The sequence below is a fragment of the Pseudomonas sp. FW300-N2A2 genome (genome assembly GCF_017351735.1).
Classification (GTDB): Bacteria; Pseudomonadota; Gammaproteobacteria; order Pseudomonadales; family Pseudomonadaceae; genus Aquipseudomonas; species Aquipseudomonas migulae.
Genome location: NZ_JACNDU010000003.1, coordinates 83,064 through 96,293, shown reverse-complemented (window position 1 = coordinate 96,293; position 13,230 = coordinate 83,064). Strand labels below are relative to the sequence as shown.

The 13,230-nt window shown below is 61.4% G+C and carries 12 protein-coding genes; 7 read left to right on the top strand and 5 right to left on the bottom strand.

The window, feature by feature from the left end; all coding sequences use genetic code 11:
- Window positions 1-173 precede the first annotated feature (173 nt).
- The 5 genes from rarD to J4E42_RS06045 form a co-directional block, all read right to left on the bottom strand.
- The gene (gene rarD, locus J4E42_RS06065) at window positions 174-1,061 is read right to left on the bottom strand and encodes an EamA family transporter RarD (protein WP_207284828.1); all 888 of its coding nucleotides are present in this window, start codon (window positions 1,059-1,061) and stop codon (window positions 174-176) included.
- A gap of 155 nt (window positions 1,062-1,216) precedes the next feature.
- Window positions 1,217-2,191: a serine/threonine protein kinase gene (locus J4E42_RS06060; RefSeq protein ID WP_008034976.1), complete on the bottom strand. Its 975-nt coding sequence runs from the start codon at window positions 2,189-2,191 to the stop codon at window positions 1,217-1,219.
- 182 nt (window positions 2,192-2,373) lie between these two features.
- Window positions 2,374-4,275 carry a PhoX family phosphatase gene (locus J4E42_RS06055; protein ID WP_207284827.1) on the bottom strand — a complete coding sequence of 634 codons (1,902 nt, stop codon included), beginning with the start codon at window positions 4,273-4,275 and terminating at the stop codon, window positions 2,374-2,376.
- Between the two features lie 58 nt (window positions 4,276-4,333).
- Window positions 4,334-5,098: a TOBE domain-containing protein gene (locus J4E42_RS06050; protein ID WP_207284826.1), complete on the bottom strand. Its 765-nt coding sequence runs from the start codon at window positions 5,096-5,098 to the stop codon at window positions 4,334-4,336.
- Between the two features lie 183 nt (window positions 5,099-5,281).
- Complete coding sequence (locus J4E42_RS06045; protein ID WP_207284825.1) at window positions 5,282-6,022, bottom strand: ComF family protein; 741 nt, start codon at window positions 6,020-6,022, stop codon at window positions 5,282-5,284.
- Window positions 6,023-6,114: 92 nt separating this feature from the next.
- Between J4E42_RS06045 and bioB the strand changes: the two genes are divergently transcribed.
- From bioB to J4E42_RS06010, 7 genes are all read left to right on the top strand, one after another.
- Entirely contained in the window at window positions 6,115-7,170 is a 1,056-nt protein-coding gene (gene bioB, locus J4E42_RS06040; protein ID WP_008024223.1) for a biotin synthase BioB, read from the top strand.
- A 137-nt stretch (window positions 7,171-7,307) separates the two neighbouring features.
- Window positions 7,308-8,486 carry an 8-amino-7-oxononanoate synthase gene (gene bioF, locus J4E42_RS06035; protein WP_192227616.1) on the top strand — a complete coding sequence of 393 codons (1,179 nt, stop codon included), beginning with the start codon at window positions 7,308-7,310 and terminating at the stop codon, window positions 8,484-8,486.
- Window positions 8,479-9,210, top strand: coding sequence for an alpha/beta fold hydrolase (locus tag J4E42_RS06030; RefSeq protein WP_008035901.1), 732 nt, complete (start codon window positions 8,479-8,481; stop codon window positions 9,208-9,210). Before bioF ends, J4E42_RS06030 begins: the two co-directional genes overlap by 8 nt.
- Complete coding sequence (gene bioC, locus J4E42_RS06025; protein ID WP_008035904.1) at window positions 9,203-10,015, top strand: malonyl-ACP O-methyltransferase BioC; 813 nt, start codon at window positions 9,203-9,205, stop codon at window positions 10,013-10,015. Before J4E42_RS06030 ends, bioC begins: the two co-directional genes overlap by 8 nt.
- A complete protein-coding gene (bioD, locus tag J4E42_RS06020) occupies window positions 10,012-10,692 on the top strand; it encodes a dethiobiotin synthase (protein ID WP_207284824.1) in 681 nt (226 codons plus the stop codon). Before bioC ends, bioD begins: the two co-directional genes overlap by 4 nt.
- 120 nt (window positions 10,693-10,812) lie before the next feature.
- Window positions 10,813-11,109: a hypothetical protein gene (locus J4E42_RS06015; RefSeq protein ID WP_008024213.1), complete on the top strand. Its 297-nt coding sequence runs from the start codon at window positions 10,813-10,815 to the stop codon at window positions 11,107-11,109.
- A 278-nt stretch (window positions 11,110-11,387) separates the two neighbouring features.
- Window positions 11,388-13,193, top strand: a complete 1,806-nt coding sequence (locus J4E42_RS06010; protein WP_008024212.1) for a phenylacyl-CoA dehydrogenase — start codon at window positions 11,388-11,390, stop codon at window positions 13,191-13,193.
- Window positions 13,194-13,230 lie beyond the last annotated feature (37 nt).

Genomic DNA, 13,230 nt, shown 5'->3' with positions numbered 1-13,230 from the left:
TGTAGAGACAGCCCGCCAGCCCACGCCGGCCGGGCTTCTTCAAGATCTGATCAAAAAACCATCAGTTTCAACAAGTTGCGCACAAACGCCGGGGATCACGCTGTGGATAACCTTGGGAAGGATCGATGCAGGCCACGAGAGGCGTGGCCTGCAGAGGTTTGTACGATTTTTGATCAGCTGCGGCGGCGCAGACTTATCCACGCATCGATGCTGTAAACCGCCAGGCCTGCCCAGATAAAGATGAAGGCGACCAGTGTGCTGGACGACAGATGCTCGCCAAACAGCAGCACGGCTTGCAACAGCACCAATGTCGGCGCCAGGTACTGGAGAAATCCGAGTGTCGTGTAGGGCAAATGCCGTGCGGCGGCGTTGAAACACACCAGCGGCACCAGCGTTACCGGACCGGCGGCGACCAACCACCAGGCTTCGGACGTGGTCCAGAATTCGGGTTGGGCGCTGACAGCCGTCTGATTGAACAGCAGCCAAGCAATGGCAATCGGCACCAGCATCCAGGTTTCCACCACCAGGCCCGGCAGCGCCTTGACCGGCGTCTGCTTGCGGATCAATCCGTAGAAGCCGAACGTCAACGCCAGCACCAGCGACACCCACGGCAGACTGCCGACTTGCCACACCTGTTGCGCGACGCCGACCGCCGCCAGTCCCACGGCAATCCACTGCATGCGCCGCAACCGTTCGCCGAGGATCAACATCCCCAGCAACACGTTCACCAGCGGGTTGATGTAGTAACCGAGACTGGCTTCAAGCATGCGCCCGTTATTCACCGACCAGACGTACGTCAGCCAGTTGGCCGCGATCAGCGTGCCGCTCAAGGCCAGGATCGCCAGCCGTTTCGGGTTGTCACGCAACTCGCGCCACCAGCCCGGATGCTTCCACACCATCAGCAGCAACGCGCCGAACAGCGCCGACCAGAGCACGCGATGGATGATGATCTCCACGGCGGGCACGTTGGCAATGGCCTTGAAGTAGAGCGGGAAAAGTCCCCAGATGATGTAGGCACTCAGGCCCAGGATGTACCCGCGACGGGGGTTGGCGGCTTGCATGCAGAATCCTTGCTTAGGCAGCTAACAAAGAAGGGATTGTATAGACATGTGTTTTTTTTTGTAGGAGCGAGGCTTGCCCGCGAAGAACGATTACGCGGTGTATCTGGCTAACCGCGTTATCGTTCTTCGCGGGCAAGCCTCGCTCCTACAAAGGGTTAGAACAGTTTCAGGGGTTCTTCGTTGAGGGCGGCGAGTTGTTCGCGCAACGCCAACACCTGATCACCCCAATACCGCTCCGTCCCGAACCACGGAAAACTGTGCGGAAACGCCGGGTCATCCCAGCGGCGTGCCAGCCACGCGCTGTAATGCATCAGGCGCAGCGCGCGCAGCGGTTCGATCAGCGCCAACTCCCGCGGGTCGAAATCGTGAAACTCGTTGTAGCCGTCCATCAATTCCGACAACTGCCCCAGACATTCCTGACGGTCACCGGCGAGCATCATCCAGATGTCCTGCACCGCCGGGCCCATGCGGCAGTCGTCCAGGTCGACGATATGGAACATCTCGTCGCGGCACATCATGTTGCCGGGGTGGCAATCGCCGTGCATGCGGATGTTCTGGTGCGGCGTGGCGTTGTAGACCTCTTCCACACGCTTGAGCAGATCACGGGCGACAGATTCGTAGGCCGGCAGCAGGCTTTTGGGGATGAAGTTGCCTTCGAGCAAGGTTGTCAGCGAGGCATGACCGAAGTTCTTCACGCCCAGGGCTTCACGGTGTTCGAACGGTTTGGTCGAGCCGACGGCGTGCAGGCGACCGAGCAGTTGGCCCAGCCGATACAGCTGATCGAGATTGCCCGGCTCCGGTGCGCGGCCGCCACGGCGGGGGAACAGGGTGAAACGGAAACCGTTGTGTTCGTGCAGGCTGGCACCGTTGTGAATCATTGGCGCCACCACCGGCACGTCGCACTCGGCGAGTTCGAAGGTGAACTGGTGTTCTTCGAGAATCGCTTCGTTGGTCCAGCGCTGCGGGCGGTAGAACTTGGCGATCAGCGGTTCGGAGTCTTCGATGCCGACCTGATAGACACGGTTCTCGTAGCTGTTGAGCGCCAGAACGCGCGCGTCGCTGAGAAAGCCGATGCTTTCGACGGCATCGAGCACGAGGTCTGGGGTGAGGGTTGCAAACGGGTGGGCCATGCTGACTCCTGCGCGCAGCAGGCTGCCGCGTCCGGCCAAGCATGGTAGCGCAGACGGGGCTTCTTTAGTGTTAAGGCTTGAGATGAGTGGTGTTGCCATCGCTAGCAGGCTAGCTCCCACAGGGGATTTGTGGTGTGTCGCAGATCCAGTGTGGGAGCGAGCCTGCTCGCGATGGGGCCTTATCAGGCGCCGACGATCCCGCCGTCTTCGCGGGAAATCGCCATCACCGACGACCGCGGCTTGCCGTTCGGCAGGTGCTCAGGGAACGTCGAGCCACCGTTTTCCCCCGGATGCTGAATCCCGACAAACAGCGTCTTCTGGTCCGGAGAGAAGCTGATCCCCGTCACCTCGCAACCCACCGGCCCGACCATGAAGCGACGGATCTCACCGGTCACCGGGTCGGCACAGAGCATCTGGTTGTTGCCCATGCCGGCAAAATCACCGGCGTTGCTCGAATCGCCATCGGTCAGGATCCACAAGCGTCCGGCCTTGTCGAAACCCAGGCCGTCCGGGCTGTTGAACATGTTCTGCGGCGTGATGTTCGACGAACCACCCTTCGGCGTGCCGGCGTGGACACCCGGGTTGCCGGCGACCACAAACAGATCCCAGGCAAAGCTTTTCGAGCCGTGATCATCACGGTCGGTGCGCCAGCGCAGAATCTGCCCGTAGACGTTCTTCTCGCGCGGGTTCGGCCCGCCCACCGGCTGACCGTCTTCACCGCGCTTGGCGTTGTTGGTCAGCGTGCAATAGACCTGGCCGTCCTTGGGACTGACGACGATCCATTCCGGACGGTCCATGCGCGTGGCTTTCACCACCGTGGCGGCGAGGCGTGCATGAATCAGCACTTCGGCCTGATCGGCAAAACCGCTGCTGGCGTCGATGCCGTTTTTGCCGTGGGTCAGCTCGATCCACTCGCCCTGGCCTTTCGGGTGATCGGCATTGCCGTCGCCCGCGTCGAAACGCGCCACGTACAAGGTGCCGTGGTCCAGCAGGTCGCGGTTGGCTTTCGGGTTCTTGTGGTTGATCTTGTCGCGGCTGACGAACTTGTAGATGAACTCGCCGCGTTCGTCGTCGCCCATGTACACCACGGCGTGGCCGTCATGGGTTTCGGCCAGGGCCGCGTTTTCATGTTTGAAGCGGCCCAGCGCGGTGCGCTTGACCGGTGTCGATGTCGGATCGAACGGGTCGATTTCCACCACCCAGCCATGACGGTTAAGTTCGTTGGGGTTCTTCGCCAGGTCGAAGCGCTCGTCGTGTTGATGCCAGTTGATCTCTTTACTGGTCGCCACTGCACCGTAGCGTTTCTGCGCCGCGTCGAATTTCTGCTCGGCGTTGCTGCTGCCGAAACAGTCGGTGAAGTTCTCTTCACAGGTCAGGTAGGTGCCCCACGGCGTCTTGCCGTTGGCGCAGTTCTGGAAGGTGCCGAGCACGTTCTTGCCGTGCGGGTCGGCGCTGGTTTTCACCAGCGCGTGGCCGGCGGCCGGGCCGCTGAGGCTGATCGGTGCGTTGCCGTGAATGCGCCGGTTGTAGCGCGAGCCCTGAACGAATTGCCAGTGGCCGTTCTTGCGCTGCACCTCGATCACCGACACGCCTTCGCAGGCCAGCGCCTTGCGCACTTCTTCGGCCGATTGCGGCATGCCGCCGTGCGGGTAGAGGTAGCGGTAGTTGGTGTATTCGTTGTTGATCGCCATCAGCGCCCGGTCTTTCTCACCCGGAAACTCGAACAGGCTCATGCCGTCGTTGTTGTCGCCGAACTGGACTTCCTGTTGCTCGGCGCTGCCGTTGCCGCTTGGATCAAATGCCGGACCGTTCTTTTGCAGCGGCTGGCCCCAGCTGATCAGCACCGAAGACTTGTAGCCCGGTGGCAGGGTGATTGCGTCGCTGGTGGCGGCGGGAATGCTGTCGAAACCCAACAGTTTGCTGGTGCCGGCGCTGACACTGGCCGCGAGCACGCTGCGGCTCAGCAGGTTGCCGCCGAGGAACATCGCGGCACCGCACAGGGCGCCCGCGCTGATGAAACCACGACGGCTGAGGCCGACCATTTGCTCGAGGTCGGTGGATTGGTTGTCTTCTAATAGGCTCACATCAGGCTCCCTGCTGGTTTTTGCAGTCACCTTAAAGCGCGTTAATGACGCTTGTGTTTCAGAGCGGTGTACCGAGCAGCACATTGGAGGGGGAAAATTGCACCCGCAGCGCTTTGCCGGTGGCCAGACCGTGGGTTCGCAAGTGCAGCGGTTCGGCCAGCGCGCACAGCGTCTGGCCATTGGGCAGGCCGATGCGCACTTCACTCGGGCCGTCTTCGGCGTCGAGGATTTCTTCAAGGGTGCCGGTCAGGCAATTGTGTCCGGGCGTTGCCTCGTCATCGATACCCAACAGGTCGAGCCAGCCGGCCTTGATCAGGGCGACGACTTCGGTGCCGGTTTGCAGTTCCAGGCGCAGGGTGCTGTCGTGAGTGATCTGCGCCACGAGGATCAAGCCTTCAGCCAGTTCCAGGCGGATCAGGTCGTTGCGTCCCTGAACTTCGATTTCCACGACTTTGCCGTGCAATTGATTGCGCGCGCTGGTTCTGAGCATCAGGCGGCCGAGCAGGTTGAGGTCGCTGGCGTCTTCGGCCGCTTCCAGCACCTGCGCCTGCAACGTTTGCAGCTTTTGATACAGACGCAAAACGCGCTCGCCTTCGCTGGACAGCTTGGCGCCACCGCCGCCCTTGCCGCCGACGCTGCGCTCCACCAGCGGTTTCTGCGCGAGGTTGTTCAGCTCGTCGATGGCATCCCATGCCGCTTTGTAACTCAGGCCCGCGCTTTTCGCAGCGCGAGTGATCGAGCCCTGTTCGGCGATGTGTTGCAGCAAGGCGATGCGCTGCGGGCGACGGACGATGTGCTGGGACAACAACGTAGGCAAGGACATGGCGAGACGCTTTGGCGGGTGATGATGGTGAGGACGTTGGCGGCTTGGGGCGCGGGAGTCAAGTCAGCCACGATTCCTGTGGGAGCGAGCCTGCTCGCGATGGCGGTGTATCAGTCACATCAATGTTGACTGTAATGCCCTCATCGCGAGCAGGCTCGCTCCCACAGATTTTGTGTCCTTGAATCAAATCTCGTTGCCGGGTTTTGGCGTGCGGGCCAGGCAGTAGACGTCGACTCGCGCGGCACCGGCATCCATTAATAGACGAGCCAATGCCTGGGCCGTGGCGCCGGTGGTCAGTACGTCGTCAACCAGCGCCAGGTGACGGCCCTTGATCAGCGCTCCGGGCATCAGCGCGAAAGCATTACGCAGGTTCTTCCTGCGCGCATCGGCCTTCAGCTCCTGTTGCGCGCTGGTGTCCTGAATCCGTTTGAGCAGCTGTTCGTCACAGGGGATATCCAGGCTGGCGCTCAACCAGCGGGCCAGCATCGCGGCCTGGTTGAAACCCCGTAGACGCAGACGTTTAGCGGAGAGCGGAACGGGGACCAACGCATCTGGCCGTTCCAGCCCTTCATCGAAGCGATGTTGCAGGTATTGAGCAAGAAGTTCGGCGAGCAGGCGACCAAACGGCCACTTCGCGCTGTGCTTGAATCGGGTGATCAGGCTGTCGACCGGAAAACCATAGGTCCACGGGGCGATGACTTGCTCGAAGGGCGGCGGTTGCTGCAAGCACGGGCCGCACGTCAGGCCCGCCGCGGGTAACGGCAGGGCGCAGGTCTGGCAGTGATCGCCGAGCCAGGGCAGCTCGGTTTCGCAGGCCATGCAGATCGGCGTGGCTTCTTCGGCCGTCTCGTCGCAGAGCAAACAAGATTGGTTGTTTTTTAACCAGATGTAAACCGGTCCTTCGTATCGTGGTTGACAGCGCATCGCTCTTCCTTAAATATGCCGAACATCCGTGTCGCGTCTGTGGGTATTCCGTCCCCCGACCGCTTGCCCAGCATAAAACAAAGGAAACGCCCATGAGCGCCAGCACCTCTGCAACCCTGCGTCATGACTGGTCTTTGGCCGAAGTCAAAGCACTCTTCGTTCAGCCATTCAATGACCTGCTGTTTCAGGCGCAGACCGTGCACCGCGCGCATTTCGACGCCAACCGCGTCCAGGTTTCCACGCTGCTCTCGATCAAGACCGGCGCCTGCCCGGAAGATTGCAAATATTGTCCGCAGTCCGGTCACTACAACACCGGCCTGGAAAAAGAAAAACTGATGGAAGTGCAGAAGGTCCTCGAAGAGGCCGCTCGCGCCAAAGCCATCGGTTCGACCCGTTTCTGCATGGGCGCGGCGTGGAAACACCCGTCGGCCAAAGACATGCCCTACGTGCTGAAGATGGTCGAAGGCGTGAAGGCCATGGGCCTGGAAACCTGCATGACCCTCGGTCGTCTGGACCAGGAGCAGACCGAAGCGCTGGCCAAGGCCGGCCTCGATTACTACAACCACAACCTCGACACTTCGCCGGATTTCTACACCAGCATCATCACGACCCGTACGTACAGCGAGCGCCTGCAAACCCTGGCCTACGTGCGTGATTCGGGGATGAAGATCTGCTCCGGCGGCATCCTCGGCATGGGCGAGTCCCTCGATGACCGCGCCAACCTGCTGATCCAGCTGGCCAACCTGCCGGAGCATCCGGAGTCGGTGCCGATCAACATGCTGGTGAAAGTCGCCGGTACGCCGCTGGAAAACGCCGAAGACATCGATCCGTTCGACTTCATCCGCATGCTCGCCGTGGCGCGCATCCTGATGCCGAAGTCCCACGTGCGCCTGTCCGCCGGCCGTGAAGCGATGAACGAGCAGATGCAGGCCCTGGCGTTCTTTGCCGGCGCGAACTCGATTTTCTACGGCGACAAACTGCTGACCACCGCCAACCCGCAGGCCGACAAGGACATGCAACTGTTCTCGCGCCTCGGCATCCTGCCGGAAGCGCGCGAAGAGCACGCCGACGAAGTGCATCAGGCCGCCATCGAGCAGGCGCTGGTGGAGCAGAAGAGCAGCGAGCAGTTCTACAACGCTGCCGTCTAACCAACGCAAAACCCTGTAGGAGCGAGGCTTGCCCGCGAAAGAGTCACTGCGGTCGCTCAGTCAGGCCGCGGCGTTCCCTTCGCGGGCAAGCCTCGCTCCTACAGGTTATGTATGTTTTCCTTACTTGCGAGGCCTGCATGTCTTTCGATCTCGCCGCACGCCTTGCTGCCCGTCGTGCCGAAAATCTCTATCGCCAACGCCCCTTGCTCGAAAGCCCTCAGGGCCCGGAAGTGGTGGTCGATGGCCAGCCGTTGCTGGCGTTCTGTAACAACGATTACCTGGGCCTGGCCAATCATCCGCAAGTGATCGAGGCTTGGCGCGCCGGGGCGTCTCGATGGGGCGTCGGCGGCGGCGCTTCGCATTTGGTCATCGGCCACAGCACGCCACATCACGAGCTGGAAGAAGCGCTGGCTGACTTGACCGGCCGCCCGCGCGCGTTGCTGTTCACCACCGGCTACATGGCCAACCTCGGTGCGGTCACCGCGTTGGTCGGGCAGGGCGATACGGTGCTGGAAGATCGCCTCAATCACGCCTCGTTGCTCGATGCCGGCCTGTTGTCCGGCGCGCGTTTCAATCGTTATCTGCACAACGATGCAGCGAGTCTGGCCAATCGTCTCGAGAAAGCCACCGGCAATACGCTGGTGGTCACCGACGGTGTGTTCAGCATGGACGGCGATATCGCCGACCTGCCAGCGCTGGCCCGAGAAGCCAAGGCCAAAGGTGCGTGGCTGATGGTCGATGACGCGCACGGTTTTGGTCCGCTGGGTGCCAACGGTGGCGGGATCGTCGAGCATTTCGGCCTGAGCCAGGAAGACGTGCCCGTGCTGGTCGGCACCCTCGGCAAGGCGTTCGGGACGGCGGGCGCGTTCGTCGCCGGCAGCGAAGAGCTGATCGAGAGCCTGATCCAGTTCGCCCGTCCCTACATTTACACCACCAGCCAACCGCCGGCCCTGGCCTGTGCGACGCTGAAAAGCCTGGAGTTGCTGCGCAGCGAACACTGGCGGCGTGAGCATCTGAAAACGCTGATCCGTCAGTTCCGCGACGGCGCCGAGCAGATCGGCCTGGAGTTGATGGACAGCTTCACGCCCATTCAACCGATCATGATCGGCGACGCCGGGCGTGCGGTGCGACTGTCGCAGATGCTGCGCGAACGCGGCTTGATGGTCACGGCGATTCGTCCGCCGACCGTGCCCGCCGGCAGCGCCCGTCTGCGGGTAACCCTGACCGCCGCGCACAGCGAGGCGCAGGTGCAGCTATTGTTAAATGGACTGGCCGATTGTTTTCAACAACTGGGACCGGAGCCAAGCCATGCGTAATCGCCTGATTCTGCTGCCCGGCTGGGGTCTCGGGATTTCTCCGCTGGAACCCTTGGCGGCTGCGTTGCAGGGGCTGGACGAACACCTGCGCGTCGAGATTGAGCCGTTGCCGGATTTGGAATCCAGCGACCTTGAAGAATGGCTCGACGAACTCGACTCGGCCGTACCTCAGGATGCCTGGCTTGGCGGCTGGTCCCTCGGCGGCATGCTTGCCTCCGAGTTGGCGGCGCGACGCGGTGATCGTTGCTGCGGCTTGCTGACCCTGGCGAGCAATCCTTCTTTTGTTGCCCATGAACAGTGGCCGAGCGCGATGCCCGGCGAGACGTTTGATGCGTTTCTGGCAGGCTGCAATGCCGATCCGCGCATGACCTTGAAACGCTTTTCGCTGCTGTGCGCGCAAGGCGCCGAAGACCCGCGCGGGCTGTCGCGGCTGCTGCTCGGTGGTGCGCCAAACGCCTCTGCTGCGGTGTTGATGAGCGGCCTGGAGTTGCTGGCACAACTGGATACCCGTCAGGCGTTGCAGGCGTTCCGCGGCCCGCAGTTGCACCTGTTCGCCGGCCTCGACGGACTGGTTCCGGCCGAAGCGGCGGGGGATTTGCTGGCGTTGCTGCCGGATGTCGAAATCGGTCTGATTGAACAGGCCAGCCACGCGTTTCTTCTGGAAGACCCTCACGGTGTGGCGGGGGCGATCCAGGCCTTTTTGCATGAGTCCGGTGATGACTGATTTATCCCTTCCCAGCCTGCCCGGCGGCCTGCCGGACAAACGCCAGGTGGCGGCGTCCTTTTCCCGTGCGGCGGCCAGCTACGACAGCGTGGCCGAATTGCAGCGTGACGTCGGCAGCCAGTTGTTGAGCCGTTTGCCGGAAGATTTCGTGCCTGGTCGCTGGCTGGACCTGGGCTGTGGCACCGGGCATTTCAGTCGTGTGCTGGGTGAGCGTTTTCCTGGCGGTCACGGCGTGGCGCTGGACATCGCCGAAGGCATGCTCAATCACGCGCTCCCATTGGGCGGGGCCACGCACTTCATCGCCGGGGATGCGGAGCGGTTGCCATTGCAGGATTCGACCTGTGATTTGATTTTCTCCAGCCTGGCGGTGCAATGGTGCGCGGACTTCGCGTCGGTGCTCAGTGAAGCCCATCGCGTGCTGAAACCCGGTGGAATGTTTGCGTTTGCTAGTCTGTGCGTGGGCACACTGTTTGAGCTGCGAGACAGTTGGCGTCAGGTGGATGGCATGGTGCACGTCAACCGCTTCCGCGAGTTCGGGGTTTATCAACACCTGTGTGCGGCCAGCGGTTTGAAGGTCGCGAGTCTGCAAACCCGTCCTCACGTGCTGCATTACCCGGATGTGCGCAGCCTGACTCATGAACTCAAGGCGCTGGGCGCGCACAATCTGAACCCCGGTCGGCCGGGTGGTTTGACCGGCAGGGCGCGGATCCTCGGCCTGGTCGAGGCGTATGAGCAGTTTCGTCAGGCCCAAGGCCTGCCGGCGACTTATCAAGTGGTGTACGCCGTTTTGGAGAAACCCTTATGAGCGCAGCGTATTTCATCACCGGGACTGACACCGATGTCGGCAAGACCACCGTGGCTGCGGGTTTGCTGCATGCTGCGCGGTTGGCCGGCCTGAGTACGGCGGCGGGAAAACCGGTGGCCTCCGGTTGCGACGTGACGCCCAAGGGCTTACGCAACGCCGATGCGTTGGCGCTGCTAGCGGAATGTTCAGTGCCGCTGACGTATGCACAGGTCAATCCGGTGGCCTTCGAACCGGCCATCGCTCCGCATCTGGCGGCGCGCGAGGCCGGCGTCGCGTTGACGGTGCAATCGTTGCTGATGCCAATGCAGCAGATTCTGGAGATGCAGGCAGATTTCACCCTGATCGAAGGCGCTGGCGGCTGGCGCGTGCCGCTGGCGGATCAGGACAACCTGTCGGACCTGGCCATGGCGCTGGGTTTGCCGGTGATTCTGGTGGTTGGCGTACGGCTGGGCTGCATCAACCATGCGTTGCTGACGGCCGAGGCGATTGCCCGTGACGGTTTGCAATTGGCGGGTTGGGTGGCCAACATCATCGATGCCAAGACCGCGCGCCTTGAAGAAAACCTGGCCACGCTGGCCGAGCGGATCCCCGCGCCGTGCCTGGGGCGCGTGCCGAAACTCAAGGTGGTGACGGCAGAGGCGGTGGCGGAACACCTTCAGCTGGATTTGCTGGACTGAGGTTTCAAGCACTGGTTTTACCTATGACAAGGCTCTGTGCCATTAGTGTTTTTGTCGGGCCTTTTGCAGGCGGGTCTGGTTCAATGGCCGCTGTTGATCCTTTGTAGGACGAGTTCTCCCATGGAAATCTCAGGAAGTACCGCTTTTTATGCTGGTCTGAGCACTATTCAGACGGGGCAGAACCGTGTCGATCAAGCCTCCGGCCAGATTGCCAACAATTCGGTCGAGCGTTCGGTGACCAGCCAGTCCTCCGATGCTCAGGTCAATCGCCTGCGCTCGGTTGATCGCAGCCAGCAGTCGGACCTCGCCAGCAACATGGTCGAGATGGCTCAGGGCAAGTTTCAGGTCGAGGCCGGTGTCAAAGTTGCCAAAGCTTCCGATGAAATGCTCGGTACGCTGATCGACACATTCGCTTGATCATCTGCTGAAACCGCTCTGCCAACGCCGCGACCCTTCGCGGCGTTTTTGTGTGTAAGTCCTTCTCTCCCAACTAAACTTTTCTGCAGGACGTGTTGCTCAGTCAACGGCGTTGCGTTGTCGCGTGTGCAGCTTTGCGCGGGGAGTGAAGACGAACGGCAAAAGATCGGCGCTTGACAAGATTTGGGCGTAAACGTATGTTTCAAACAACTGTTTGACCGTCACAACAAATCAACGCGGTCGTTCATTCCCGGTTACATCAGCAGAGGTTTATCGCTATGCCTGACTACAAGGCCCCCTTGCGTGATATTCGCTTCGTTCGTGACGAACTGCTCGGCTACGAAGCGCACTATCAGAGCCTTCCGGCTTGCTCGGACGCAACTCCGGACATGGTTGACGCCATTCTCGAAGAAGGCGCCAAGTTTTGTGAGCAGGTACTGGCTCCGCTGAACCGCGTGGGTGACACCGAAGGCTGCACCTGGAGCGAGTCCGGCGTTAAAACCCCGACCGGCTTCAAAGAAGCCTACAAGCAATTCGTTGAAGGCGGCTGGCCAAGCCTGGCCCACGACGTAGAGCACGGCGGCCAGGGCCTGCCGGAGTCTCTGGGTCTGGCAGTCAGCGAAATGGTTGGCGAAGCCAACTGGTCGTGGGGCATGTACCCGGGCCTGTCGCACGGCGCGATGAACACCATTTCCGAGCACGGCACGCCGGAGCAGCAACACGCCTACCTGACCAAACTGGTCTCCGGCGAATGGACCGGCACCATGTGCCTGACCGAACCGCACTGCGGCACCGACCTGGGCATGCTGCGCACCAAGGCCGAACCTCAGGCCGACGGTTCCTACAAAGTCTCCGGCACCAAGATCTTCATCTCGGCCGGTGAACACGACATGGCCGACAACATCGTCCACATCGTGCTGGCTCGCCTGCCGGATGCACCGGCTGGCACCAAAGGCATCTCGCTGTTCATCGTTCCGAAATTCATGCCGAACGAAGACGGTTCGATCGGTGCGCGCAACGCCGTGTCCTGTGGTTCCCTGGAACACAAAATGGGCATCCACGGCAACGCCACCTGCGTGATGAACTTCGACGCGGCCACCGGTTTCCTGATCGGCCCGGCGAACAAAGGTCTGAACTGCATGTTCACCTTCATGAACACCGCACGTCTGGGCACCGCGCTGCAAGGCCTGGCCCACGCCGAAATCGGTTTCCAGGGCGGCCTGAAATACGCTCGCGATCGTCTGCAAATGCGCTCCCTGACTGGCCCGAAAGCGCCGGAAAAAGCCGCCGACCCGATCATCGTGCACCCTGACGTTCGTCGCATGCTGTTGACCATGAAAGCGTTCGCCGAAGGCAACCGCGCAATGGTTTACTTCACCGCCAAGCAAGTCGACATCGTCAAGTACGGCGTGGACGAAGAAGAGAAGAAGAAAGCCGACGCACTGCTGGCGTTCATGACGCCAATCGCCAAAGCCTTCATGACCGAAGTCGGTTTCGAATCCGCCAACCACGGCGTGCAAATCTACGGCGGCCACGGCTTCATCGCCGAGTGGGGCATGGAGCAGAACGTTCGCGACAGCCGCATTTCGATGCTGTACGAAGGCACCACCGGCATCCAGGCACTCGACCTGCTGGGCCGCAAAGTGTTGATGACTCAAGGCGAGGCCCTGAAAGGCTTCACCAAGATCGTCCACAAGTTCTGCCAGACCAACGAAGGCAACGAAGCCGTTCAGGAATTCGTCGCACCGCTGGCTGCAATCAACAAAGAATGGGGCGAGCTGACCATGAAGGTCGGTATGGCAGCCATGAAAGACCGCGAAGAAGTCGGCGCGGCTTCCGTGGACTACCTGATGTACTCCGGTTACGCCTGCCTGGCCTACTTCTGGGCTGACATGGCACGTCTGGCGGCCGAGAAACTGGCAGCCGGCACCACCGAAACGGCGTTCTACACCGCCAAGCTGCAGACTGCGCGCTTCTACTTCCAGCGCATCCTGCCGCGTACCCGCACTCACGTTGCAACCATGCTGTCGGGCGCCAACAACCTGATGGACATGAAAGAAGAAGACTTCGCACTGGGCTACTAAGCCTTAACGCAGCCTTCTGAAAAAACCGCTGCTCCTT